The sequence below is a fragment of the Escherichia coli genome (assembly GCF_036503815.1).
GTDB classification, from domain to species: domain Bacteria; phylum Pseudomonadota; class Gammaproteobacteria; order Enterobacterales; family Enterobacteriaceae; genus Escherichia; species Escherichia coli_F.
The window spans coordinates 1,893,073-1,917,555 of sequence record NZ_AP027764.1; the positions used below are offsets into that span (position 1 = coordinate 1,893,073).

Genomic DNA, 24,483 nt, shown 5'->3' on the forward strand with positions numbered 1-24,483 from the left:
CCATTGAGGATACCATGAGACGATTTCTGACGACGCTGATGATACTCCTGGTCGTGCTGGTGGCCGGGTTATCTGCGTTAGTGTTGCTGGTGAATCCGAATGATTTCCGCGACTATATGGTCAAGCAAGTTGCTGCACGTAGCGGTTATCAATTGCAGCTCGACGGGCCACTGCGTTGGCACGTCTGGCCGCAACTTAGTATCCTCTCCGGGCGAATGTCTCTCACTGCCCAGGGCGCGAGCCAGCCACTGGTTCGCGCAGACAACATGCGTCTGGACGTGGCGCTTTTACCACTGCTGAGTCATCAACTGAGCGTTAAGCAGGTGATGCTAAAAGGGGCAGTGATCCAACTGACGCCGCAGACGGAAGCGGTACGCAGCGAAGATGCCCCGGTTGCACCGCGCGACAATACCTTGCCGGATCTGTCAGACGATCGCGGATGGTCGTTTGATATATCCAGTCTTAAGGTGGCGGACAGCGTGCTGGTGTTCCAGCATGAAGATGACGAGCAGGTGACAATCCGTAATATCCGCCTGCAAATGGAACAAGATCCCCAACATCGTGGTTCATTTGAGTTCTCCGGGCGGGTTAATCGCGATCAGCGCGATCTCACGATATCCCTTAACGGTACGGTAGATGCTTCTGATTATCCGCATGATTTAACGGCGGCTATTGAACAAATTAACTGGCAGTTGCAGGGTGCCGATTTACCAAAACAAGGTATTCAGGGGCAGGGGAGTTTCCAGGCCCAGTGGCAGGAGTCACATAAACGCCTTTCATTTAACCAAATTAGTTTGACCGCCAATGACAGTACGCTGAGCGGGCAAGCACAGGTCACGCTGACAGAGAAACCGGAATGGCAGCTGAGACTGCAATTCCCGCAACTGAATCTTGACAACCTCATCCCGCTTAAAGAAACAGCGAACGGTGAAAACGGTGCCGCGCAGCAGGGGCAGAGCCAATCCACGTTGCCGCGCCCGGTCATTTCTTCGCGTATTGATGAACCGGCCTATCAGGGATTGCAAGGCTTTACGGCTGATATTTTGTTGCAGGCCAGTAACGTGCGCTGGCGCGGAATGAATTTTACAGACGTTGCCACGCAAATGACCAACAAGTCGGGTTTGCTGGAAATTACTCAACTGCAGGGCAAGCTTAACGGTGGACAGGTTTCACTGCCGGGCACGCTGGATGCAACATCAACAAATCCGCGGATAAACTTCCAGCCACGGCTGGAAAACGTTGAGATTGGCACCATTCTGAAGGCGTTTAACTATCCGATTTCGTTGACCGGAAAGATGTCACTGGCTGGTGATTTCTCCGGTGCTGACATAGATGCCGACGCATTCCGCCACAACTGGCAAGGACAGGCGCATGTCGAAATGACGGACACACGCATGGAAGGGATGAACTTCCAGCAGATGATCCAGCAAGCGGTAGAGCGTAATGGTGGTGATGTGAAGGCCGCTGAAAACTTCGATAACGTGACGCGTCTTGACCGCTTTACCACCGATTTGACGTTGAAGGATGGCGTCGTGACGTTAAACGACATGCAAGGTCAATCGCCTGTGCTGGCGCTGACAGGAGAAGGCATGTTGAATTTGGCAGATCAAACCTGCGACACCCAGTTTGATATTCGGGTCGTGGGTGGCTGGAACGGGGAAAGCAAACTGATTGATTTCCTCAAAGAAACGCCAGTACCGCTGCGGGTTTATGGCAACTGGCAGCAACTTAATTACAGCCTGCAAGTGGACCAGCTGCTACGCAAACATCTACAGGACGAAGCGAAACGTCGCCTGAATGACTGGGCCGAGCGGAATAAAGATTCCCGCAATGGCAAAGATGTGAAGAAGTTGCTGGAGAAGATGTAAGTCATCCAGATGACATATGCTGTAGATACTGTTATGGCCTGCAATTTTTTTTCTACCCCGGTTTCCCAGATTGCAGGCATGCCAGACACAGCGCCGTCAGGCGCTGTTTTTTTCATCCCTTCCGCGATTTTTACGCCGCTACCGGATTATGCCGTGACGCATCGAACGGGACCCCTGACTTCAGCACGCCATACGCCACCTGTGCCAGCTTGCGCATCATCGCGCCGAGAATCACCTTTCCTTTCTTGCCATTAGCCGCCAGACGGTCGCGGAACGCCCGTCCCCACTCAGTCTTACTGGTGGCTACCATTGCAGGCATATACAACGCCCTGCGAAGCGACACATGTCCGGCTTTACTCAACCGGCTTGCCCCTCTCACACTACTGCCTGATTCATAACGCCGTGGTGTCAGACCCGCAAAAGCGGCGAACTGTCTGGCATGGGCGAAGCGGTCCTTCAGACCGATATAAGCCAGCAATACCGCAGATGTTTTCTCTCCGATACCCGGGATACTTTCCAGCAGTTTTCTGCGGTGTTTCATATCCGGATCATCGTCTGTCAGGTCTTTTATCTGCTTCTCAAGACGCTTCAGCTCTGCTTCAAGCCACAGAAGATGAGCATCAATGCTCGGCCTCTGGACTTCCCGCGCCGTTTCAGTGCGGTTCAGTTCCTGCGTGTGCATATCTGTCAGCGCCTGGTGGCGTACTACCAGGGCACGCAACGCGCGTTCAAGCGGGTGAGGCGCTTCCCAGGCTGCAGGGCGCTTCTGACGACAGAACTCTGCCAGCATGCGCGCATCCACGGTATCAGTCTTGTTACGCAGTCCTTCACTCTGAGCGAAAGCTTTACCCAACGCAGGATTAATGACTGACACTATGTAACCTGCATCGTAAAGGCACTCTGCGACAGGTTCCATATAGGTGCCGGTCGCTTCGATGCAGATATGCGCATGGTCAATCTTGTGACCCTTCAGCCAGCTCACCAGCTCATCGTGCCCTTTAGTGGTGTTAGCGAATTTTTTGGTGCGATGACGACCATCAGGACGCAACACATCGACATCCAGTTTCTCTTTAGCGGTGTCGATACCGATATAATGAAGTTCATGTTCCATAGTGAAACCAACCTTGCAAATACGGATTACCGGGAAAACCGGTCCATGATACTGTCCGGTTTATCACTTTGGGAGAAAGGCAGTCCGCTGCATAAATCTACGCAACAGGTTGAAAACCTAAGGCCCGATACGGCATGCGGACTGCAGGCAGAGAAAACTGGCCGATTTTCTCTGCACAGGAGGGATAATACAAGGCCTGATAAGACGCGTAAGCGTCGCATCAGGCAATCACGTAGATTACTTTCAGCAAAGATGAATCATCTGTATAAGTAAGATACTTCAGCGAGGGTGTTGGTCCGGCTGTAAATCGCCGAATCGTTTCCTGTAGGCCGGGGCAGCCCACATGGATGTGGGCTGAGGGCGCGTTTTACAGGGATGTTACCTCGCGCCCGTACCCGATAGCCGAAAGGAATAAGATGAGGGGACCGCGCTAGCGGCGATTTACCGCCGGGAGCCCGGGTTGCCAGGGTGGTGGCGATTGAGCCACCCTGGCACGTTCACCGGCTTGAGCGTTCCAAAGTAGCGAGGAACATAAAGTGAACGGAACAGCCTCTAATGTCACATACTCTCCCGGTTGAATGAAACGCCTGATGCGACGCTTACGCGTCTTATCAGGCCTACATGCCATCACACCTCGTACTCCATCTCGCCATCCTTATGCAGCGGAATAATCTGCACCTTCTGCACGCGATGGCTTTCCACCTGCAACGTTTTAAGCAAATAATCCCCCACCTGAACTTCTTCGCCAGGTTTTGGAATACGCTGTAAATATTCCATCAACAGCCCGGCAATGGTGTGATATTCACGTTTTTCATCCAGCGGCAGCGGCACATATTGCACCAGATCTTCCAGCGGCATATGACCATTCGCCGTCCAGGAACCGTCGGCATTCTTCTGAATATCATGGCGGGCGTCGATCTCTTCCACTTCGTTCGGTAAGTTACCGGCAATGGTTTCAGTGACGTCACTTAATGTCACAATCCCTTCCACCGAGCCAAACTCATCCACCACAAAAGCAAAGTGTGTGCGGGCATTACGGAACTGCTCCAGGGCAGGTAACAACGGTAAAGTTTCCGGGAACACCAGCGGCTGGCGGATCAACACCCGCAGGTTGAGCGGTTCGCCGCGCAGTGACTGTTGTAACAGGTCGATAACGTGAACAACACCGAGCAAATCTTCTGCATCATCGCCGTCGGTAACGACCAGACGCGTGTGCTGATTTCGCTCCAGCAGCTGGCGGATCTCCTCTTCCGGCGCGTTGAGATCGATATGCTCAATATCGTGGCGCGACGTCATAATGCTGCTGACAGTACGCTGGTTAAGATTAAGTACCCGCTCAATCATCCGCCGTTCCTGCGGATTAAAGATCTGCTGGTTACCATGATCCACCAGCATGGACGCGGTTTCGGCATCCAGTTCCGCATCTTCTTTTTGCCCGCTTAACAAGCGCATTACCGCTTCGGTAGTCCGCTGGCGCAGCGTCTGGTTAGCGGAAAGAAAACGTCGCCGGTTAAAGATAGCCAGCTGATTGAGCGCCTCGATCATCACCGAGAAACCAATGGCAGCGTACAGGTAGCCTTTCGGAATGACGAAGCCGAAACCTTCCGCCACCAGGCTAAAGCCAATCATCAACAGGAAACTTAAGCAGAGTATGACGATGGTCGGGTGGCTATTAACGAACTGGGTTAACGGCTTGCTTGCCATCAGCATCAGGCTGATCGCGATAACCACGGCGGCCATCATGACCAGTAAATGGTCGACCATCCCGACGGCGGTAATCACCGAGTCAAGTGAGAAGATGGCGTCCAGCACCACAATTTGCGTCACCACGCCCCAGAACTTCGCACCTTTGCGTTGTGTGGGGTTATTGCTGTCTTTCCCCTCCAGCCGTTCGTTCAACTCCATCGTGGCTTTGAACAGCAGGAAGAAACCACCAAACAGCATGATTAAGTCGCGGGCACTAAAGGTAAACGAGCGGAAGCTGAACAGCGGTTGAGTCAGGGTGACCAGCCAGGAGATTGACGCCAGCAGTAACAGGCGCATTAACATCGCCAGCAGCAGCCCGGTAACCCGTGCGCGGTCGCGCTGCTTCGGCGGTAGTTTTTCGGCGAGGATGGCAATAAAGACCAGGTTATCAATGCCGAGGACCAGTTCGATCACAATCAGCGTGATTAACCCGGCCCAGATAGACGGATCGGCAATCCATTCCATAGTAAGTACAAAACCTATTCGTTGTATGACAAATGTCACAATTCGATCATGGATAAATCGGGGCAAAAATGCAATGTTGCAGCACTATTTATCTCATATAATTTGAGGGTTATAACCTCACATTATCCCTGAATTAAAAGTGGCAATAATAAAACATTATTTAAGAAATATCGCATATGGAGACACTATATTAATTATTGTCAACCTAAAGAAAGTCCTAAAAAACATATTGATTGACACTTAATATAATTCTTAAAAATAGCCAATTGCCGAATTGTTACCTTGCCTGCTATTCCGTTAGCTGTAACACTTCCTCCTGCATTATTGGAAGCCAATATTCAATTACCATAATGCCACCTTATATCTGGAAAATTAATTCACGGAATAACGCTTTTTCATAATCGACTGCATGATGAAAGAGTTGGAAAATCTAAACTAAATCAGTGTATTGGTAGCTAAAAAGCCAGGGGCGGTAGCGTGTCTGGACGCCTGAAAGACCAGTCTGAATTATTCTGTCAATAGCCTGCGGATGAAATCAATTTTTTTAGGACTGATGCCAGTTAAATTTTTATTCAATTAACTGCAAGGTAAATGTGCATGGCGACATTGCTATTAATAGTGCACAGGATAATTACTCTGCCAAAGTGATAAATAAACAATGATGAAATCCAAAATGAAATTGATGCCATTATTGGTGTCAGTAACCTTGATAAGCGGTTGCACAGTACTTCCGGGCAGCAATATGTCGACGATGGGTAAAGACGTCATCAAACAGCAGGATGCTGATTTCGATCTCGACAAAATGGTGAATGTTTATCCGCTGACCCCGCGCCTGATTGATCAATTACGCCCACGCCCGAACGTCGCGCGCCCCAATATGACGCTGGAAAGCGAGATTGCCAATTATCAATATCGTGTCGGGCCGGGCGACGTTCTTAATGTCACCGTCTGGGATCACCCGGAACTCACCACGCCAGCTGGTCAGTACCGCAGCTCCAGCGACACCGGCAACTGGGTACAGCCTGACGGCACCATGTTCTACCCGTATATCGGCAAGGTTCACGTAGTGGGGAAAACGCTCGCTGAAATCCGCAGTGATATTACCGGGCGCTTAGCGACGTACATCGCTGACCCGCAGGTGGACGTTAATATCGCCGCCTTCCGCTCGCAAAAAGCGTATATCTCAGGTCAGGTGAATAAATCCGGTCAACAGGCGATCACCAACGTACCATTGACCATTCTCGACGCCATTAACGCCGCAGGTGGCCTGACCGACACCGCTGACTGGCGCAACGTGGTGCTAACACACAATGGTCGTGAAGAACGCATTTCTTTGCAGGCGCTGATGCAAAACGGTGACCTCAATCAGAATCGACTGCTTTACCCCGGCGATATCCTCTACGTGCCGCGTAATGATGATCTGAAAGTATTTGTGATGGGTGAAGTGAAGAAACAGAGCACCCTGAAAATGGACTTTAGCGGCATGACCTTGACTGAAGCCCTGGGCAATGCCGAAGGTATCGACATGACCACCTCCAACGCCAGCGGCATCTTTGTCATTCGTCCGCTGAAAGGCGAGGGCGGGCGTAACGGCAAGATCGCCAATATCTACCAACTGGATATGTCCGATGCCACGTCGCTGGTGATGGCGACAGAATTCCGCCTGCAGCCTTATGACGTGGTGTATGTCACCACCGCCCCGGTTTCCCGCTGGAACCGTCTGATCAATCAGTTGCTGCCAACTATTAGCGGTGTCCGTTACATGACGGATACAGCCAGCGACATTCATAACTGGTAATCGTCATGTTTAACAACATCTTAGTTGTCTGTGTCGGCAATATTTGCCGTTCCCCGACGGCGGAACGCTTACTGCAACGTTATCACCCTGAGCTGAAAGTAGAATCCGCTGGTCTCGGCGCACTGGTCGGTAAAGGGGCTGATCCTACTGCCATCAGTGTTGCTGCAGAACATCAACTGTCTCTGGAAGGTCACTGTGCCCGTCAAATCAGCCGCAGCCTGTGTCGCAACTACGACCTGATTTTGACCATGGAAAAGCGCCATATCGAACGCTTATGCGAGATGGCACCTGAGATGCGCGGCAAAGTGATGCTGTTTGGTCACTGGGATAACGAATGTGAAATCCCCGATCCGTATCGCAAAAGCCGGGAAACGTTTGCAGCGGTGTACACATTACTTGAACGGTCTGCCCGCCAGTGGGCGCAGGCATTGAACGCAGAGCAGGTATAACAATGACAGAAAAAGTAAAACAACATGCCGCTCCGGTAACGGGCAGTGATGAAATCGATATTGGTCGCCTGGTCGGCACCGTCATTGAAGCGCGCTGGTGGGTAATTGGCATCACCGCCGTATTCGCCCTCTGTGCCGTGATTTACACCTTCTTCGCTACGCCGATATACAGCGCCGACGCACTGGTACAAATCGAGCAAAGCAGCGGCAATTCGTTAGTGCAGGATATCGGCTCTGCGTTAGCCAACAAGCCGCCAGCATCGGACGCTGAGATCCAGTTGATTCGCTCGCGTCTGGTGCTCGGTAAAACGGTGGACGATCTCGACCTCGATATTGCGGTGAGCAAAAACACGTTCCCGATTTTCGGTGCGGGCTGGGATCGCCTGATGGGACGTCAGAACGAGACCGTAAAAGTGACCACCTTTAACCGACCAAAAGAGATGGTGGATCAGGTGTTTACGCTTAATGTGCTGGACGATAAAAACTACACTTTGAGCAGCGACGGCGGCTTTAGCGCTCGTGGGCAAGCGGGTCAGATGCTGAAAAAAGAAGGCGTCACGCTGATGGTTGAAGCCATTCACGCCAGCCCGGGCAGTGAGTTTACCGTCACTAAATACTCAACGCTGGGGATGATCAATCAACTGCAAAACAGCCTGACGGTAACAGAGAATGGCAAAGACGCTGGCGTACTAAGCCTGACTTATACCGGTGAAGATCGCGAACAGATCCGCGACATTCTTAACAGTATCGCCCGTAACTATCAGGAACAAAATATTGAGCGCAAATCGGCGGAAGCGTCGAAAAGCCTCGCTTTCCTCGCGCAACAGTTACCGGAAGTACGTAGCCGCCTTGATGTTGCCGAAAACAAACTGAATGCCTTCCGTCAGGATAAAGATTCTGTTGATCTTCCGCTGGAAGCGAAAGCGGTGCTTGATTCAATGGTGAACATCGACGCGCAGCTGAACGAACTGACCTTTAAAGAGGCGGAAATCTCCAAGCTGTACACCAAAGTTCACCCGGCGTACCGCACGCTGCTGGAGAAACGTCAGGCGCTGGAAGAAGAGAAGGCCAAACTTAACGGTCGCGTAACGGCGATGCCGAAAACCCAGCAGGAGATTGTGCGTCTGACGCGCGATGTCGAGTCTGGGCAGCAGGTCTATATGCAACTGTTGAATAAAGAGCAGGAGCTGAAAATTACCGAGGCCAGCACCGTCGGCGATGTGCGTATTGTTGACCCGGCAATCACCCAGCCTGGCGTGCTGAAACCGAAGAAAGGGCTGATTATTCTCGGCGCAATCATCCTCGGCCTGATGCTTTCTATCGTGGGTGTGCTGCTGCGCTCGTTGTTCAATCGCGGCATTGAAAGCCCGCAGGTGCTGGAAGAACACGGCATCAGCGTCTATGCCAGCATCCCGCTGTCGGAATGGCAAAAAGCGCGCGATAGCGTCAAAACCATCAAAGGGGTTAAACGCTATAAACAGAGCCAGCTACTGGCTGTGGGGAATCCAACCGATCTGGCGATTGAAGCCATCCGTAGTCTGCGTACCAGTTTGCACTTCGCGATGATGCAGGCGCAGAACAATGTGTTGATGATGACCGGGGTTAGCCCGTCAATCGGTAAAACCTTTGTCTGCGCTAACCTGGCGGCGGTCATTAGCCAGACCAATAAACGGGTGTTGTTGATCGACTGTGATATGCGCAAAGGCTACACCCACGAGCTGTTGGGCACCAATAATGTCAATGGCCTGTCGGAAATTCTGATTGGTCAGGGCGACATTACTACCGCTGCTAAACCCACTTCGATTGCCAAATTTGACCTGATCCCGCGCGGCCAGGTGCCGCCAAATCCTTCTGAACTGTTGATGAGCGAACGCTTTGCGGAACTGGTGAACTGGGCGAGTAAAAACTACGACCTGGTGTTAATTGATACGCCGCCGATTCTGGCAGTGACCGATGCGGCAATTGTTGGTCGTCATGTCGGAACCACATTAATGGTGGCGCGTTATGCGGTCAACACCTTGAAAGAAGTGGAAACCAGTCTGAGCCGCTTTGAGCAAAACGGAATTCCGGTGAAAGGGGTGATTCTGAACTCCATCTTCCGCCGCGCCAGCGCGTATCAGGATTATGGCTATTACGAATACGAATATAAGTCGGACGCGAAATAACGAGATCCGCTGTCGGATGCGATGCTGACGCATCTTATCCGACCTACGTTCACGCCGCATCAGGCAAGCAAACCCGCTCCGTAGGCCGGATAAGGCATTCACGCCGCATCCGGCAACAGAACCTGTAAACCAGCTTATAAACCGGCAGAACATCTCGATACTCCGGGAGAACAACCTATGAAAGACAATCCGCTGATCTCAATCTATATGCCGACCTGGAACCGCCAACAACTGGCGATTCGGGCGATAAAATCGGTCCTGCGCCAGGACTACAGCAACTGGGAGATGATTATCGTGGATGATTGCTCCACCTCCTGGGAACAGTTGCAACAGTACGTCACCGCCCTCAACGATTCGCGCATTACGTACATTCACAACGACATTAACAGCGGGGCGTGCGCGGTACGTAACCAGGCGATTATGCTGGCACAAGGGGAATACATCACCGGGATCGATGACGACGATGAATGGACACCCAACCGCCTGAGCGTCTTCCTCGCCCATAAACAGCAACTGGTCACACACGCCTTTTTGTACGCTAACGACTACGTTTGCCAGGGCGAAGTCTATTCCCAACCGGCAAGCTTGCCGCTGTATCCCAAATCGCCGTATTCACGCCGCCTGTTCTACAAACGCAATATCATTGGTAATCAGGTGTTTAGCTGGGCGTGGCGTTTCAAAGAGTGCTTGTTCGATACCGAACTGAAAGCGGCACAGGATTACGACATCTTCCTGCGAATGGTGGTGGAGTACGGCGAACCGTGGAAAGTGGAAGAGGCGACGCAGATCCTGCATATCAATCACGGCGAAATGCAGATCACCTCGTCACCGAAAAAATTCTCCGGGTACTTCCACTTTTATCGTAAGCACAAAGACAAATTCGACCGCGCCAGCAAAAAATATCAGTTGTTTACCCTCTACCAGATCCGCAATAAACGCATGACCTGGCGCACCTTGTTGACGCTGCTGTCGGTGCGTAACGGCAAACGTCTGGCTGATGGAATTCGGGGGCGCTAAAGATGCTGGAAGATCTGCGCGCCAACAGCTGGAGTTTACGCCCGTGCTGCATGGTTCTTGCCTATCGCGTTGCTCATTTTTGTTCAGTGTGGCGCAAAAAGAACCTCCTCAACAATCTGTGGGCGGCCCCGCTGCTGGTGTTGTATCGCATTATCACCGAATGCTTTTTCGGTTATGAAATCCAGGCCGCCGCGACCATTGGCCGACGCTTTACTATCCATCACGGCTATGCCGTAGTGATCAATAAAAACGTGGTCGCGGGGGATGATTTCACCATTCGCCACGGCGTCACTATCGGCAATCGTGGTGCCGATAACATGGCATGTCCACACATTGGCAACGGCGTCGAGCTTGGTGCCAACGTCATTATTCTCGGCGATATCACGATTGGTAACAACGTTACCGTGGGGGCGGGCAGCGTGGTGCTCGACGCAATCCCGGACAACGCGCTGGTGGTGGGAGAAAAAGCGCGAGTGAAGGTAATTAAATGAATATTCTGCAATTTAATGTGCGACTGGCGGAAGGCGGGGCGGCAGGTGTGGCGTTAGATCTCCACCAGCGCGCGCTGCAACAGGGGCTGGCGTCACATTTTGTCTACGGCTACGGCAAAGGCGGCAAAGAGAGCGTCAGCCATCAGAACTATCCGCAGGTCATCAAACATACGCCGCGGATGACCGCGATGGCGAACATTGCCCTGTTTCGTCTGTTTAATCGCGATCTGTTCGGCAATTTCAATGAGTTATATCGCACCATTACTCGCACACCGGGACCGGTAGTCCTGCATTTTCATGTGCTGCACAGCTACTGGTTGAATCTTAAGAGCGTGGTGCGCTTTTGCGAAAAGGTGAAAAACCACAAACCGGATGTCACTTTGGTCTGGACACTGCACGATCACTGGAGCGTTACCGGACGCTGTGCTTTTACCGACGGTTGCGAAGGCTGGAAAACGGGCTGCCAGAAATGCCCGACCTTAAATAACTATCCGCCGGTGAAGATTGATCGCGCACACCAGCTGGTGGCGGGCAAACGCCAGTTATTCCGCGAGATGCTGGCGCTGGGCTGTCAGTTTATTTCCCCCAGCCAGCATGTGGCTGATGCTTTCAATAGCCTGTACGGTCCAGGGCGTTGCCGGATTATCAATAATGGCATTGATATGGCAACCGAAGCGATTCTGGCGGACCTGCCTCCGGTGCGCGAAACCCAGGGTAAGCCGAAAATCGCGGTGGTGGCGCATGACCTGCGTTACGACGGCAAAACTAACCAGCAACTGGTGCGCGAGATGATGGCGCTGGGTGACAAAATAGAACTGCATACCTTTGGTAAGTTTTCGCCGTTCACCGCTGGTAACGTGGTTAATCACGGCTTTGAAACTGACAAGCGCAAGTTGATGAGCGCGCTCAATCAGATGGATGCGCTGGTATTCAGTTCTCGCGTCGATAACTACCCGCTGATTTTGTGTGAGGCGCTATCGATTGGTGTGCCGGTGATCGCCACCCATAGCGATGCGGCGCGGGAAGTGTTGCAAAAATCCGGCGGTAAAACCGTCAGCGAAGAAGAGGTGCTGCAACTGGTGCAGTTAAGCAAACCGGAAATCGCGCAGGCGATATTTGGTACCACGTTGGCCGGGTTCAGCCAGCGCAGCCGCGCCGCCTACAGTGGACAACAGATGCTGGAGGAGTATGTCAACTTCTATCAGAATCTGTAGCTACCTGCTGCTGCCGCTGATCTACCTGCTGGTTAACGTCAAAATCGCCCAGCTTGGCGAAAGTTTCCCCATCACCATCGTCACTTTTTTACCTGTCTTGTTACTGCTGTTTTTAGAGCGCATCAGCGTTAAAAAATTGATGATTGCCTTAGGGATTGGTGCGGGACTCACGGCGTTTAACTACCTGTTTGGTCAGTCGCTGGATGCCAGTAAATACGTCACTTCAACTATGCTGTTTGTCTATATTGTGATCATTATTGGCATGGTGTGGAGTATTCGTTTTAAAACAATTTCGCCACACAACTATCGCAAGATATTACGTTTCTTTTATCTGGTGGTGGGGCTGGTGGTGGCGCTGGCGGCGGTGGAGATGGCGCAAATTATCCTCACTGGCGGCAGCAGTATTATGGAGTCGATTTCGAAATATCTGATTTACAGCAACAGTTATGTGCTGAATTTCATTAAATTCGGCGGCAAGCGCACGACAGCACTTTATTTCGAACCGGCATTTTTCGCTCTGGCATTAATCTCAATTTGGCTCAGCATCAAACAGTTTGGTATCAAAACGCCTAAAACCGATGCTATGATTCTCGCAGGGATAATATTATCCGGATCGTTTTCAGGGGTTATGACCTTTATCCTGTTTTATTTGTTGGAGTGGGCGTTTCAATATCTGAACAAAGAGGCGATTAAGAAAAAGTTACCGTTAGCATTGATTTCTCTGGCTGTATTCCTGGTTGGTGTGGTAATCGCGTTTCCTTATATTTCCACCCGCTTGGGCGATTTAGGTACGGAAGGATCGTCATCGTATTATCGTATTGTCGGTCCACTGGTGATGGTCGGTTATTCTTTGAGCCATATTGACGGTGTAGTCAGATTTGGCTCACTTTATGAATATGTCGCATCATTCGGAATATTTAACGGTGCGGATGTCGGAAAAACCATAGACAATGGTTTGTATCTGCTGATTATTTATTTTTCCTGGTTCGCAGTGCTTTTATCACTGTGGTACATGGGGAAAGTGATAAAAATGATGATCAACGCTTTTGGTGATAATCGCAATTTTCGTGTGCAGCTCTATCTTTTTACTCCGGTGTCGCTGTTTTTTACCGGTTCGATATTTAGCCCGGAATATGCATTTTTAATCGTCTGTCCATTTATTTTGCGAAAAGCGTTAAATATACACCCTAAATAATTCGAGTTGCAGGAAGTGGGTGACGCAGCGAATCCCCAGGAGCGTACACGAGTACGTGACTGGGGTGAGCGAGGAAAACCAACGCACATGCAGCTTGAAGTATGACGGGTATTACGAGGTAAGAACATGTTGCTTAGCATAATCACCGTTGCGTTTCGTAACCTCGAAGGGATAGTCAAAACACACGCCTCGCTGGCGCATCTGGCGCAGGCTGACGATATCAGCTTCGAATGGATTGTTGTCGATGGCGGTTCCAATGACGGCACCCGTGAGTATCTGGAAAATCTCAATGGTATCTATAACCTACGCTTTGTCAGTGAACCAGATAAGGGCATCTACGACGCCATGAACAAAGGCATTGCGATGGCACAAGGCAAGTTTGCGCTGTTTCTCAACTCGGGCGATATTTTTCATCAGGATGCCGCAAATTTTGTCCGTAGATTAAAAATGCAAAAAGATAACGTGATGATCACCGGCGATGCACTGCTGGATTTTGGCGACGGGCATAAAATTAAACGTCGCGCTAAACCGGGTTGGTATATTTATCACAGCCTGCCCGCCAGCCATCAGGCGATATTTTTTCCGGTATCCGGTTTGAAAAAATGGCGTTATGACCTGGAATATAAAGTTTCTTCCGATTATGCGCTGGCGGCCAAAATGTATAAAGCCGGTTATGCATTTAAAAATCTCAATGGCCTGGTGTCTGAATTTTCTATGGGTGGGGTATCTACCACCAATAATATGGAATTGTGTGCTGACGCGAAAAAAGTCCAACGGCAAATATTACATGTACCTGGCTTCTGGGCTGAATTATCCTGGCATTTACGCCAGCGCACGACGGGTAAGACTAAAGCCTTATATAACAAAGTCTGAATATAAGGAATACCAATGCAAGATTTAAGCGGTTTCTCGGTGCCGAAAGGGTTCCGGGGCGGCAACGCTATTAAAGTGCAATTGTGGTGGGCAGTACAGGCAACATTATTTGCCTGGTCGCCACAAGTATTGTATCGCTGGCGGGCATTTTTATTACGTTTATTCGGCGCAAAAATAGGAAAAAACGTAGTTATTCGTCCGTCAGTAAAAATTACCTATCCGTGGAAATTAACCTTAGGTGATTACGCGTGGGTCGGTGATGAGGTCAATTTATATACCCTCGGTGAAATAACCATTGGCGCACATTCGGTGATATCGCAAAAAAGTTATTTATGCACCGGGAGCCACGACCATGCAAGCCGACATTTCACCATAAACGCCACGCCCATTGTGATTGGCGAGAAATGCTGGCTGGCAACCGATGTTTTTGTTGCTCCTGGCGTCACGATCGGCGACGGCACCGTCGTGGGTGCGCGAAGCAGTGTTTTTAAATCGCTTCCGGCAAATAGAGTTTGCCGGGGGAATCCCGCAGTGGTGATACGCGAACGCGTTGAAACTGAATAAATTCAAAAAATACAGAGGAATAAGACATGTCAAAAGTCGCTCTCATCACCGGTGTAACCGGACAAGACGGTTCTTACCTGGCAGAGTTTCTGCTGGAAAAAGGTTACGAGGTGCATGGTATTAAGCGTCGTGCATCGTCATTCAACACCGAGCGCGTGGATCATATTTATCAGGATCCGCATACCTGTAACCCGAAATTCCATCTGCATTATGGCGACCTGAGTGATACCTCCAACCTGACGCGTATTTTGCGTGAAGTGCAGCCGGATGAAGTGTACAACCTGGGCGCAATGAGCCACGTTGCGGTTTCTTTTGAGTCACCGGAATATACCGCAGACGTTGATGCGATGGGCACACTGCGTCTGCTGGAGGCGATCCGCTTCCTTGGTCTGGAAAAGAAAACCCGTTTCTATCAGGCTTCCACTTCTGAACTGTACGGTCTGGTGCAGGAAATTCCGCAGAAAGAAACCACGCCGTTCTATCCGCGATCTCCATATGCGGTCGCCAAACTTTACGCCTACTGGATCACCGTTAACTACCGCGAATCCTACGGCATGTACGCCTGTAACGGCATTCTCTTCAACCATGAATCCCCGCGCCGTGGCGAAACCTTCGTGACCCGCAAAATCACCCGCGCAATCGCCAATATCGCTCAAGGGCTGGAGTCGTGCCTGTACCTCGGCAATATGGATTCCCTGCGTGACTGGGGCCACGCCAAAGACTACGTAAAAATGCAGTGGATGATGCTGCAACAGGAACAGCCAGAAGATTTCGTTATTGCCACCGGCGTTCAGTACTCCGTGCGTCAGTTCGTGGAAATGGCGGCAGCACAGCTGGGCATCAAACTGCGCTTTGAAGGCACGGGCGTTGAAGAGAAGGGCATTGTGGTTTCCGTCACCGGGCATGACGCGCCGGGCGTTAAACCGGGTGATGTGATTATCGCCGTTGACCCGCGCTACTTCCGTCCGGCTGAAGTTGAAACGCTGCTCGGTGACCCGACCAAAGCGCACGAAAAACTGGGCTGGAAACCGGAAATCACCCTCAGAGAGATGGTGTCTGAAATGGTGGCTAATGACCTCGAAGCGGCGAAAAAACACTCTCTGCTGAAATCTCACGGCTACGACGTGGCGATCGCGCTGGAGTCATAAGCATGAGTAAACAACGTATTTTTATCGCTGGCCATCGCGGGATGGTCGGTTCTGCCATCAAGCGACAGCTCGAACAGCGCGGTGATGTGGAACTGGTATTACGCACCCGCGACGAACTGAACCTGCTGGACAGCCGCGCGGTGCATGATTTCTTTGCCAGCGAGCGCATTGACCAGGTCTATCTGGCGGCGGCGAAAGTGGGCGGGATTGTCGCCAACAACACGTATCCGGCGGATTTCATCTACCAGAATATGATGATTGAGAGCAACATCATTCACGCTGCGCATCAGAACGACGTGAACAAACTGCTGTTTCTCGGATCGTCCTGCATCTACCCAAAACTGGCAAAACAGCCGATGGCAGAAGGCGAGCTGTTACAGGGCACGCTGGAGCCGACCAACGAGCCATACGCCATTGCCAAAATCGCCGGGATCAAACTGTGCGAATCTTACAACCGCCAGTATGGACGCGATTACCGCTCTGTCATGCCGACCAACCTGTACGGGCCGCACGACAACTTCCATCCGAATAATTCGCATGTGATCCCCGCATTGCTGCGCCGCTTCCACGAGGCGACGGCACAGAATGCACCGGACGTGGTGGTGTGGGGCAGCGGTACGCCGATGCGCGAATTTCTGCATGTCGATGATATGGCGGCGGCAAGCATTCATGTCATGGAGCTGGCGCATGAAGTCTGGCTGGAGAACACCCAGCCGATGCTGTCGCACATTAACGTCGGCACGGGTGTTGACTGCACTATCCGCGAGCTGGCGCAAACCATCGCCAAAGTGGTGGGTTACAAAGGCCGGGTGGTTTTCGATGCCAGTAAACCGGATGGCACACCGCGCAAACTGCTGGATGTGACGCGCCTGCATCAGCTTGGCTGGTATCACGAAATCTCACTGGAAGCGGGGCTTGCCAGCACTTACCAGTGGTTCCTTGAGAATCAAGACCGCTTTCGGGGGTAATGATGTTTTTACGTCAGGAAGACTTTGCCACGGTAGTGCGCTCCACTCCGCTTGTCTCTCTCGACTTTATTGTCGAGAACAGCCGCGGCGAGTTTCTGCTTGGCAAAAGAACCAACCGCCCGGCACAGGGTTACTGGTTTGTGCCGGGAGGGCGCGTGCAGAAGGACGAAACGCTGGAAGCCGCATTTGAGCGGCTGACGATGGCGGAACTGGGGCTGCGTCTGCCGATGACAGCGGGCCAGTTTTACGGTGTCTGGCAGCACTTTTATGACGATAACTTCTCCGGCACGGATTTCACCACGCACTATGTAGTGCTCGGTTTTCGCTTCAGAGTCGCGGAAGAGGAACTATTACTGCCGGATGAGCAGCATGACGATTACCGCTGGCTGACGCCGGACGCGCTGCTCGCCAGTGACGATGTTCACGCTAACAGCCGCGCCTATTTTCTCGCTGAGAAGCGTGCCGGAGTACCCGGATTATGAAAATACTGGTCTACGGCATTAACTACTCGCCGGAGTTAACCGGCATCGGCAAATACACCGGCGAGATGGTGGAATGGCTGGCAGCACAAGGTCATGAGGTGCGGGTCATTACCGCACCGCCGTACTACCCGCAGTGGCAGGTGGGCGAGAACTATTCCGCCTGGCGGTACAAACGAGAAGAGGGGGCCGCCACGGTGTGGCGCTGCCCGCTGTATGTGCCAAAACAGCCGAGCACCCTGAAACGCCTGTTACATCTCGGCAGCTTTGCCGCCAGCAGTTTTTTTCCCCTGATGGCGCAACGTCGCTGGAAGCCGGATCGCATTATCGGCGTAGTACCAACGCTGTTTTGCACGCCGGGAATGCGCCTGCTGGCGAAACTCTCTGGTGCGCGTACCGTGCTGCATATTCAGGATTACGAAGTAGATGCCATGCTGGGGCTGGGCCTTGCCGGAAAAGGTAAAGGCGGCAAAGTGGCACAGCTGGCGACAGCCTTCGAACGTAGCGGACTGCATAACGTCGATAACGTCTCCACGATTTCGCGTTCGATGATGAATAAAGCCGTTGAAAAAGGCGTGGCGGCGGAAAACGTCATTTTCTTCCCCAACTGGTCGGAAATCGCCCGTTTTCAGCATGTCGCAGACGCCGATGTTGCTGCACTTCGTAACCAACTTGGCCTGCCGGATAACAAAAAAATCATTCTTTACTCCGGCAATATTGGTGAAAAGCAGGGGCTGGAAAACGTTATTGAAGCTGCCGATCGCCTGCGCGATGAACCGCTGATTTTTGCCATTGTCGGGCAGGGCGGCGGCAAAGCGCGGCTGGAAAAAATGGCGCAGCAGCGCGGACTGCGCAATATGCAATTTTTCCCGCTGCAATCGTATGACGCTTTACCCGCACTGCTGAAGATGGGCGATTGCCATCTGGTGGTGCAAAAACGCGGTGCGGCAGATGCCGTATTGCCGTCGAAACTGACCAATATTCTGGCGGTAGGCGGTAACGCGGTGATTACCGCAGAAGCCCACACAGAACTGGGGCAGCTTTGCGAAACCTTCCCAGGAATTGCGGTTTGCGTAGAACCAGAATCGGTCGAGGCGCTGGTGGCGGGGATCCGTCAGGCGCTCCTGCTGCCCAAACACAACACGGTGGCACGTGAATATGCTGAACGCACGCTCGATAAAGAGAACGTGTTACGTCAATTTATACATGATATTCGGGGATAATTATGTCGCAGTCGAAACTCTATCCAGTTGTGATGGCAGGTGGCTCCGGTAGCCGCTTATGGCCGCTTTCCCGCGTACTTTATCCCAAGCAGTTTTTATGCCTGAAAGGCGATCTTACCATGCTGCAAACCACCATCTGCCGCCTGAACGGCGTGGAGTGCGAAAGCCCGGTGGTGATTTGCAATGAGCAGCACCGCTTTATTGTCGCGGAACAGCTGCGTCAACTGAACAAACTCACCGAGAACATTATTCTCGAACCGGCAGGGCGTAACACTGCACCTGCCATTGCGTTGGCGGCGCTGGCGGCAAAACGTCATAGTCCGGACAGCGATCCGTTAATGTTGGTCCTGGCGGCAGATCATGTGATTGCCGACGAAGACGCGTTCCGCGCCGCCGTGCGTAATGCCATGCCGTATGCCGAAGCGGGCAAGCTGGTGACCTTCGGCATTGTGCCGGATCTACCAGAAACCGGTTATGGCTATATTCGTCGCGGTGAAGTGTCTGCGGGCGAGCAGGATACGGTGGCCTTTGAAGTGGCGCAGTTTGTCGAAAAACCGAATCTGGAAACCGCCCAGGCCTATGTGGCAAGCGGTGAATATTACTGGAACAGCGGCATGTTCCTGTTCCGCGCCGGACGCTATCTCGAAGAACTGAAAAAATACCGCCCGGATATTCTCGACGCCTGCGAAAAAGCGATGAGCGCCGTCGATCCGGATCTTGATTTTATTCGTGTGGATGAAGAGGCGTTTCTTGCCTGCCCGGAAGAGTCGGTGGATTACGCGGTTATGGAACGTACGGCAGATGCCGTTGTGGTGCCGATGGATGCGGGCTGGAGCGATGTCGGTTCCTGGTCCTCTTTATGGGAGATCAGCGCCCACACCGCGGAAGGCAACGTTTGCCACGGCGATGTGATTAATCACAAAACCGAAAACAGCTACGTGTATGCCGAATCTGGCCTGGTCACCACCGTCGGGGTGAAAGATCTGGTAGTGGTGCAGACCAAAGACGCGGTGCTGATTGCAGACCGTAACGCGGTGCAGGATGTGAAAAAAGTGGTCGAGCAGATCAAAGCCGATGGTCGCCATGAGCATCGGGTGCATCGCGAAGTGTATCGCCCGTGGGGCAAATATGACTCTATCGACGCGGGCGACCGCTACCAGGTAAAACGCATCACAGTGAAACCGGGCGAGGGCTTGTCGGTACAGATGCACCATCACCGCGCGGAACACTGGGTAGTGGTCGCGGGAACGGCAAAAGTCACCATTGACGGTGATATCAAACTGCTTGGTGAAAACGAGTCCATTTATATTCCGCTGGGGGCAAAACACTACCTGGAAAACCCGGGGAAAATTCCCATAAGCGCTAACTTAAGGGTTGTGGTATTACGCCTGATATGATTTAACGTGCCGATGAATTACTCTCACGATAACTGGTCAGCAATTCTGGCCCATATTGGTAAGCCCGAAGAACTGGATACTTCGGCACGTAATGCCGGGGCTCTAACCCGCCGCCGCGAAATTCGTGATGCTGCAACTCTGCTACGTCTGGGGCTGGCTTACGGCCCCGGGGGGATGTCATTACGTGAAGTCACTGCATGGGCTCAGCTCCATGACGTTGCAACATTATCTGACGTGGCTCTCCTGAAGCGGCTGCGGAATGCCGCCGACTGGTTTGGCATACTTGCCGCACAAACACTTGCTGTACGCGCCGCAGTTACGGGTTGTACAAGCGGAAAGAGATTGCGTCTTGTCGATGGAACAGCAATCAGTGCGCCCGGGGGCGGCAGCGCTGAATGGCGACTACATATGGGATATGATCCTCATACCTGTCAGTTCACTGATTTTGAGCTAACCGACAGCAGAGACGCTGAACGGCTGGACCGATTTGCGCAAACGGCAGACGAGATACGCATTGCTGACCGGGGATTCGGTTCGCGTCCCGAATGTATCCGCTCACTTGCTTTTGGAGAAGCTGATTATATCGTCCGGGTTCACTGGCGAGGATTGCGCTGGTTAACTGCAGAAGGAATGCGCTTTGACATGATGGGTTTTCTGCGCGGGCTGGATTGCGGTAAGAACGGTGAAACCACTGTAATGATAGGCAATTCAGGTAATAAAAAAGCCGGAGCTCCCTTTCCGGCACGTCTCATTGCCGTATCACTTCCTCCCGAAAAAGCATTAATCAGTAAAACCCGACTGCTCAGCGAGAATCGTCGAAAAGGACGAGTAGTTCAGGCGGAAACGCTGGAAGCAGCGGGCCATGTGCTATTGCTAACATCATTACCGGAAGATGAATATTCAGCAGAGCAAGTGGCTGATTGTTACCGTCTGCGATGGCAAATTGAACTGGCTTTTAAGCGGCTCAAAAGTTTGCTGCACCTGGATGCTTTGCGTGCAAAGGAACCTGAACTCGCGAAAGCGTGGATATTTGCTAATCTACTCGCCGCATTTTTAATTGACGACATAATCCAGCCATCGCTGGATTTCCCCCCCAGAAGTGCCGGATCCGAAAAGAAGAACTAACTCGTTGTGGAGAATAACAAAAATGGTCATCTGGAGCTTACAGGTGGCCATTCGTGGGACAGTATCCCTGACAGCCTACAAAACGCAATTGAAGAACGCGAGGCATCGTCTTAACGAGGCACCGAGGCGTCGCATTCTTCAGATGGTTCAACCCTTAAGTTAGCGCTTATGGGAAAATTCCCCTCGATTTAATTGAAGTGCGCTCCGGCTCTTATCTCGAAGAGGATGATGTGGTGCGCTTCGCGGATCGCTACGGACGGGTGTAGTAGTTGAATAATCAACCGGAATAAATCTCCGGTAAATAACGACAAAAACAAAATTGGCCGCTTCGGTCAGGGCTAACTATTGCCTGAAAAAGGGTAACGATATGAAAAAATTAACCTGCTTTAAAGCCTATGATATTCGCGGAAAATTAGGCGAAGAACTGAATGAAGATATCGCCTGGCGTATTGGGCGTGCCTATGGCGAATTTCTCAAACCGAAAACCATTGTTTTAGGCGGTGATGTCCGTCTAACCAGCGAAACCTTAAAACTGGCGCTGGCAAAAGGGTTACAGGATGCGGGCGTTGACGTGCTGGATATCGGCATGTCCGGCACCGAAGAGATCTATTTCGCCACGTTCCATCTCGGCGTGGATGGCGGCATCGAAGTTACCGCCAGCCATAATCCGATGGATTACAACGGCATGAAACTGGTGCGCGAAGGGGCTCGCCCGATCAGCGGTGATACCGGACTGCGCGACGTCCAGCGTCTGGCAGAAGCCAACGATTTTCCTCCCGTCGATGAAACCAAACGCGGTCGCTATCAGCAAATCAACCTGCGCGACGCTTACGTTGATCATCTGTTCGGTTATATCAACGTCAAAAACCTTACGCCGCTCAAGCTGGTGATCAACTCCGGGAACGGTGCGGCGGGTCCGGTGGTGGACGCCATCGAAGCCCGCTTTAAAGCCCTCGGCGCACCCGTGGAATTGATCAAAGTGCACAACACGCCGGACGGCAATTTCCCCAACGGTATTCCTAACCCGCTGCTGCCGGAATGCCGCGACGACACCCGCAATGCGGTCATCAAACACGGCGCGGATATGGGCATTGCCTTTGACGGTGATTTTGATCGCTGCTTCCTGTTTGACGAAAAAGGGCAGTTTATTGAGGGCTACTACATTGTCGGTTTGCTGGCAGAAACGTTCCTCGAAAAAAATCCCGGCGCGAAGATCATCCACGATCCGCGTCTTTCCTGGAACACCGTTGATGTAGTGACTGCCGCAGGCGGCACCCCGGTGATGTCGAAAACCGGACACGCCTTTATTAAAGAACGTATGCGCAAGGAAGACGCCATCTACGGTGGCGAAATGAGCGCCCACCATTACTTCCGTGATTTCGCTTACTGCGACAGCGGCATGATCCCGTGGCTGCTGGTCGTCGAACTGGTGTGCATGAAAGGGAAAACGCTGGGCGAACTGGTGCGCGACCGCATGGCGGCATTCCCGGCAAGCGGTGAGATCAACAGCAAACTGGCGCAACCCGTTGAGGCGATTAATCGCGTCGAACAGCATTTTAGCCGCGAGGCGCTGGCGGTGGATCGCACCGATGGCATCAGCATGACCTTTGCTGACTGGCGCTTTAATCTGCGCTCTTCCAACACCGAACCGGTGGTACGCCTGAATGTGGAATCGCGCGGTGATGTGCCGCTGATGGAAGCGCGAACGCGAACTCTGCTGACGTTGCTGAACGAGTAATGTCGGATCTTCCCTTACCCTACTGCGGGTAAGGGGCTAATAACAGGAACAACGATGACAAATCTAAAAAAGCGCGAGCGAGCGAAAACCAATGCATCGTTAATCTCTATGGTGCAACGCTTTTCAGATATCACCATCATGTTTGCCGGGCTATGGCTGGTTTGCGAAGTCAGCGGACTGTCATTCCTCTACATGCACCTGTTGGTGGCGCTGATTACGCTGGTGGTGTTCCAGATGTTGGGCGGCATCACCGATTTTTATCGCTCATGGCGTGGTGTTCGGGCAACGACAGAATTTGCCCTGCTGCTGCAAAACTGGACCTTAAGCGTGATTTTTAGCGCCGGACTGGTGGCGTTCAACAATGATTTCGACACGCAACTGAAAATCTGGCTGGCGTGGTATGGGCTGACCAGCATCGGGTTGGTGGCGTGTCGTTCGTGTATTCGCATTGGTGCGGGCTGGTTGCGTAATCATGGCTATAACAAGCGTATGGTTGCCGTGGCGGGGGATTTAGCTGCCGGGCAAATGCTGATGGAGAGCTTCCGTAATCAGCCGTGGTTAGGGTTTGAAGTGGTGGGCGTTTACCACGACCCAAAACCGGGCGGCGTTTCTAACGACTGGGCGGGCAATCTGCAACAGCTGGTCGAGGATGCAAAAGCGGGCAAGATTCACAACGTCTATATCGCGATGCAAATGTGCGACGGCGCACGAGTGAAAAAACTGGTCCATCAACTGGCGGACACCACCTGTTCGGTGCTGCTGATCCCCGACGTCTTTACCTTCAACATTCTCCATTCACGCCTCGAAGAGATGAACGGCGTTCCGGTGGTGCCGCTGTACGACACGCCACTTTCCGGGGTTAACCGCCTGATAAAACGTGCGGAAGACATTGTGCTGGCAACGCTGATCTTGCTGCTGATCTCCCCGGTGCTGTGCTGTATTGCGCTGGCAGTGAAACTCAGTTCACCAGGGCCGGTTATTTTCCGCCAGACTCGCTACGGCATGGATGGCAAGCCGATCAAAGTGTGGAAGTTCCGTTCCATGAAAGTGATGGAGAACGACAAAGTCGTGACTCAGGCGACGCAGAACGATCCGCGCGTCACCAAAGTGGGGAACTTTCTGCGCCGCACCTCGCTGGATGAATTGCCGCAGTTTATCAATGTGCTGACCGGGGGGATGTCGATTGTGGGGCCACGTCCGCACGCGGTGGCGCATAACGAACAATATCGCCAGCTCATTGAAGGCTACATGCTGCGCCACAAAGTGAAACCGGGCATTACCGGTTGGGCGCAGATTAACGGCTGGCGCGGCGAAACCGACACGCTGGAGAAAATGGAAAAACGCGTCGAGTTCGACCTTGAGTACATCCGTGAATGGAGCGTTTGGTTCGATATCAAAATCGTTTTCCTGACGGTATTCAAAGGCTTCGTTAACAAAGCGGCATATTGA

Annotated in this window: 19 protein-coding genes and 2 pseudogenes; 19 read left to right on the forward strand and 2 right to left on the reverse strand. The window is 52.2% G+C overall.

Going from position 1 to position 24,483, the window contains the following annotated elements; translation table 11 throughout:
- Positions 1-14: 14 nt before the first annotated feature.
- Positions 15-1,868: an outer membrane assembly protein AsmA gene (asmA, locus tag AABJ99_RS08960; protein ID WP_032184537.1), complete on the forward strand. Its 1,854-nt coding sequence runs from the start codon at positions 15-17 to the stop codon at positions 1,866-1,868.
- 130 nt (positions 1,869-1,998) lie between these two features.
- Here asmA and AABJ99_RS08965 read toward each other — a convergent pair whose 3' ends face one another.
- Positions 1,999-2,979 carry an IS110-like element IS621 family transposase gene (locus AABJ99_RS08965; RefSeq protein WP_000399629.1) on the reverse strand — a complete coding sequence of 327 codons (981 nt, stop codon included), beginning with the start codon at positions 2,977-2,979 and terminating at the stop codon, positions 1,999-2,001.
- A gap of 627 nt (positions 2,980-3,606) precedes the next feature.
- Positions 3,607-5,190 (reverse strand): TerC family protein, encoded by a 1,584-nt coding sequence (yegH, locus tag AABJ99_RS08970; protein ID WP_001366304.1) that lies wholly within the window; start codon positions 5,188-5,190, stop codon positions 3,607-3,609.
- Between the two features lie 658 nt (positions 5,191-5,848).
- Here yegH and wza point away from each other — a divergent pair.
- The 18 genes and pseudogenes from wza to wcaJ all read left to right on the forward strand — a co-directional run bounded on the left by wza (position 5,849) and on the right by wcaJ (position 24,483).
- Positions 5,849-6,988 carry a polysaccharide export protein Wza gene (wza, locus tag AABJ99_RS08975; protein WP_000978094.1) on the forward strand — a complete coding sequence of 380 codons (1,140 nt, stop codon included), beginning with the start codon at positions 5,849-5,851 and terminating at the stop codon, positions 6,986-6,988.
- Positions 6,989-6,993: 5 nt separating this feature from the next.
- Positions 6,994-7,437: a low molecular weight protein-tyrosine-phosphatase Wzb gene (gene wzb, locus AABJ99_RS08980; RefSeq protein WP_000482918.1), complete on the forward strand. Its 444-nt coding sequence runs from the start codon at positions 6,994-6,996 to the stop codon at positions 7,435-7,437.
- A 2-nt stretch (positions 7,438-7,439) separates the two neighbouring features.
- Positions 7,440-9,602, forward strand: coding sequence for a tyrosine-protein kinase Wzc (gene wzc, locus AABJ99_RS08985; RefSeq protein WP_039020586.1), 2,163 nt, complete (start codon positions 7,440-7,442; stop codon positions 9,600-9,602).
- Between the two features lie 177 nt (positions 9,603-9,779).
- Positions 9,780-10,619, forward strand: coding sequence for a colanic acid biosynthesis glycosyltransferase WcaA (gene wcaA / locus AABJ99_RS08990; RefSeq protein ID WP_000654512.1), 840 nt, complete (start codon positions 9,780-9,782; stop codon positions 10,617-10,619).
- A gap of 2 nt (positions 10,620-10,621) precedes the next feature.
- Positions 10,622-11,110, forward strand: a complete 489-nt coding sequence (wcaB, locus tag AABJ99_RS08995) for a colanic acid biosynthesis acetyltransferase WcaB (protein WP_039020587.1) — start codon at positions 10,622-10,624, stop codon at positions 11,108-11,110.
- The gene (gene wcaC / locus AABJ99_RS09000) at positions 11,107-12,324 is read left to right on the forward strand and encodes a colanic acid biosynthesis glycosyltransferase WcaC (protein ID WP_001023914.1); all 1,218 of its coding nucleotides are present in this window, start codon (positions 11,107-11,109) and stop codon (positions 12,322-12,324) included. The genes wcaB and wcaC overlap by 4 nt, the downstream gene beginning before the upstream one ends.
- On the forward strand, positions 12,299-13,519 hold the full coding sequence (gene wcaD / locus AABJ99_RS09005; RefSeq protein WP_032303322.1) for a colanic acid polymerase WcaD: 1,221 nt from the start codon (positions 12,299-12,301) through the stop codon (positions 13,517-13,519). Before wcaC ends, wcaD begins: the two co-directional genes overlap by 26 nt.
- Before the next feature lie 126 nt (positions 13,520-13,645).
- Entirely contained in the window at positions 13,646-14,392 is a 747-nt protein-coding gene (gene wcaE / locus AABJ99_RS09010) for a colanic acid biosynthesis glycosyltransferase WcaE (RefSeq protein ID WP_039020588.1), read from the forward strand.
- 15 nt (positions 14,393-14,407) lie between these two features.
- On the forward strand, positions 14,408-14,956 hold the full coding sequence (wcaF, locus tag AABJ99_RS09015; protein WP_001153584.1) for a colanic acid biosynthesis acetyltransferase WcaF: 549 nt from the start codon (positions 14,408-14,410) through the stop codon (positions 14,954-14,956).
- Positions 14,957-14,982: 26 nt separating this feature from the next.
- Positions 14,983-16,104 (forward strand): GDP-mannose 4,6-dehydratase, encoded by a 1,122-nt coding sequence (gene gmd, locus AABJ99_RS09020; protein WP_000048190.1) that lies wholly within the window; start codon positions 14,983-14,985, stop codon positions 16,102-16,104.
- Between the two features lie 2 nt (positions 16,105-16,106).
- Positions 16,107-17,072, forward strand: coding sequence for a GDP-L-fucose synthase (gene fcl / locus AABJ99_RS09025; protein ID WP_000043584.1), 966 nt, complete (start codon positions 16,107-16,109; stop codon positions 17,070-17,072).
- Between the two features lie 2 nt (positions 17,073-17,074).
- Positions 17,075-17,554: a GDP-mannose mannosyl hydrolase gene (gene gmm / locus AABJ99_RS09030; RefSeq protein ID WP_001471785.1), complete on the forward strand. Its 480-nt coding sequence runs from the start codon at positions 17,075-17,077 to the stop codon at positions 17,552-17,554.
- Positions 17,551-18,774, forward strand: a complete 1,224-nt coding sequence (wcaI, locus tag AABJ99_RS09035; protein WP_032184526.1) for a colanic acid biosynthesis fucosyltransferase WcaI — start codon at positions 17,551-17,553, stop codon at positions 18,772-18,774. Before gmm ends, wcaI begins: the two co-directional genes overlap by 4 nt.
- A gap of 2 nt (positions 18,775-18,776) precedes the next feature.
- Positions 18,777-20,132, forward strand: a pseudogene (cpsB, locus tag AABJ99_RS09040) (mannose-1-phosphate guanyltransferase); the annotation flags it as partial.
- A gap of 51 nt (positions 20,133-20,183) precedes the next feature.
- Positions 20,184-21,296, forward strand: a complete 1,113-nt coding sequence (locus AABJ99_RS09045) for an IS4-like element IS421 family transposase (protein WP_001300563.1) — start codon at positions 20,184-20,186, stop codon at positions 21,294-21,296.
- 170 nt (positions 21,297-21,466) lie between these two features.
- Positions 21,467-21,562: pseudogene (locus tag AABJ99_RS09050) on the forward strand (hypothetical protein); the annotation flags it as partial.
- Positions 21,563-21,663: 101 nt separating this feature from the next.
- The gene (gene cpsG / locus AABJ99_RS09055; protein WP_338387539.1) at positions 21,664-23,034 is read left to right on the forward strand and encodes a colanic acid biosynthesis phosphomannomutase CpsG; all 1,371 of its coding nucleotides are present in this window, start codon (positions 21,664-21,666) and stop codon (positions 23,032-23,034) included.
- A gap of 54 nt (positions 23,035-23,088) precedes the next feature.
- Positions 23,089-24,483, forward strand: a complete 1,395-nt coding sequence (gene wcaJ / locus AABJ99_RS09060) for an undecaprenyl-phosphate glucose phosphotransferase (protein ID WP_000183149.1) — start codon at positions 23,089-23,091, stop codon at positions 24,481-24,483.

Excerpts from the sequence above, each read along its gene's own strand:
- wzc (WP_039020586.1), top strand. The coding sequence starts at position 7,440 with ATGACAGAAAAAGTAAAACAACATGCCGCTCCGGTAACGGGCAGTGAT.
- wcaE (WP_039020588.1), top strand. The coding sequence starts at position 13,646 with ATGTTGCTTAGCATAATCACCGTTGCGTTTCGTAACCTCGAAGGGATA.
- wcaC (WP_001023914.1), top strand. The coding sequence starts at position 11,107 with ATGAATATTCTGCAATTTAATGTGCGACTGGCGGAAGGCGGGGCGGCA.
- cpsG (WP_338387539.1), top strand. The coding sequence starts at position 21,664 with ATGAAAAAATTAACCTGCTTTAAAGCCTATGATATTCGCGGAAAATTA.
- wcaI (WP_032184526.1), top strand. The coding sequence starts at position 17,551 with ATGAAAATACTGGTCTACGGCATTAACTACTCGCCGGAGTTAACCGGC.
- wcaB (WP_039020587.1), top strand. The coding sequence starts at position 10,622 with ATGCTGGAAGATCTGCGCGCCAACAGCTGGAGTTTACGCCCGTGCTGC.
- yegH (WP_001366304.1), bottom strand. The coding sequence starts at position 5,190 with ATGGAATGGATTGCCGATCCGTCTATCTGGGCCGGGTTAATCACGCTG.
- gmd (WP_000048190.1), top strand. The coding sequence starts at position 14,983 with ATGTCAAAAGTCGCTCTCATCACCGGTGTAACCGGACAAGACGGTTCT.
- AABJ99_RS08965 (WP_000399629.1), bottom strand. The coding sequence starts at position 2,979 with ATGGAACATGAACTTCATTATATCGGTATCGACACCGCTAAAGAGAAA.
- wcaA (WP_000654512.1), top strand. The coding sequence starts at position 9,780 with ATGAAAGACAATCCGCTGATCTCAATCTATATGCCGACCTGGAACCGC.
- fcl (WP_000043584.1), top strand. The coding sequence starts at position 16,107 with ATGAGTAAACAACGTATTTTTATCGCTGGCCATCGCGGGATGGTCGGT.
- wcaF (WP_001153584.1), top strand. The coding sequence starts at position 14,408 with ATGCAAGATTTAAGCGGTTTCTCGGTGCCGAAAGGGTTCCGGGGCGGC.
- AABJ99_RS09045 (WP_001300563.1), top strand. The coding sequence starts at position 20,184 with ATGAATTACTCTCACGATAACTGGTCAGCAATTCTGGCCCATATTGGT.
- wcaJ (WP_000183149.1), top strand. The coding sequence starts at position 23,089 with ATGACAAATCTAAAAAAGCGCGAGCGAGCGAAAACCAATGCATCGTTA.
- wzb (WP_000482918.1), top strand. The coding sequence starts at position 6,994 with ATGTTTAACAACATCTTAGTTGTCTGTGTCGGCAATATTTGCCGTTCC.
- wza (WP_000978094.1), top strand. The coding sequence starts at position 5,849 with ATGATGAAATCCAAAATGAAATTGATGCCATTATTGGTGTCAGTAACC.
- wcaD (WP_032303322.1), top strand. The coding sequence starts at position 12,299 with ATGTCAACTTCTATCAGAATCTGTAGCTACCTGCTGCTGCCGCTGATC.
- gmm (WP_001471785.1), top strand. The coding sequence starts at position 17,075 with ATGTTTTTACGTCAGGAAGACTTTGCCACGGTAGTGCGCTCCACTCCG.
- asmA (WP_032184537.1), top strand. The coding sequence starts at position 15 with ATGAGACGATTTCTGACGACGCTGATGATACTCCTGGTCGTGCTGGTG.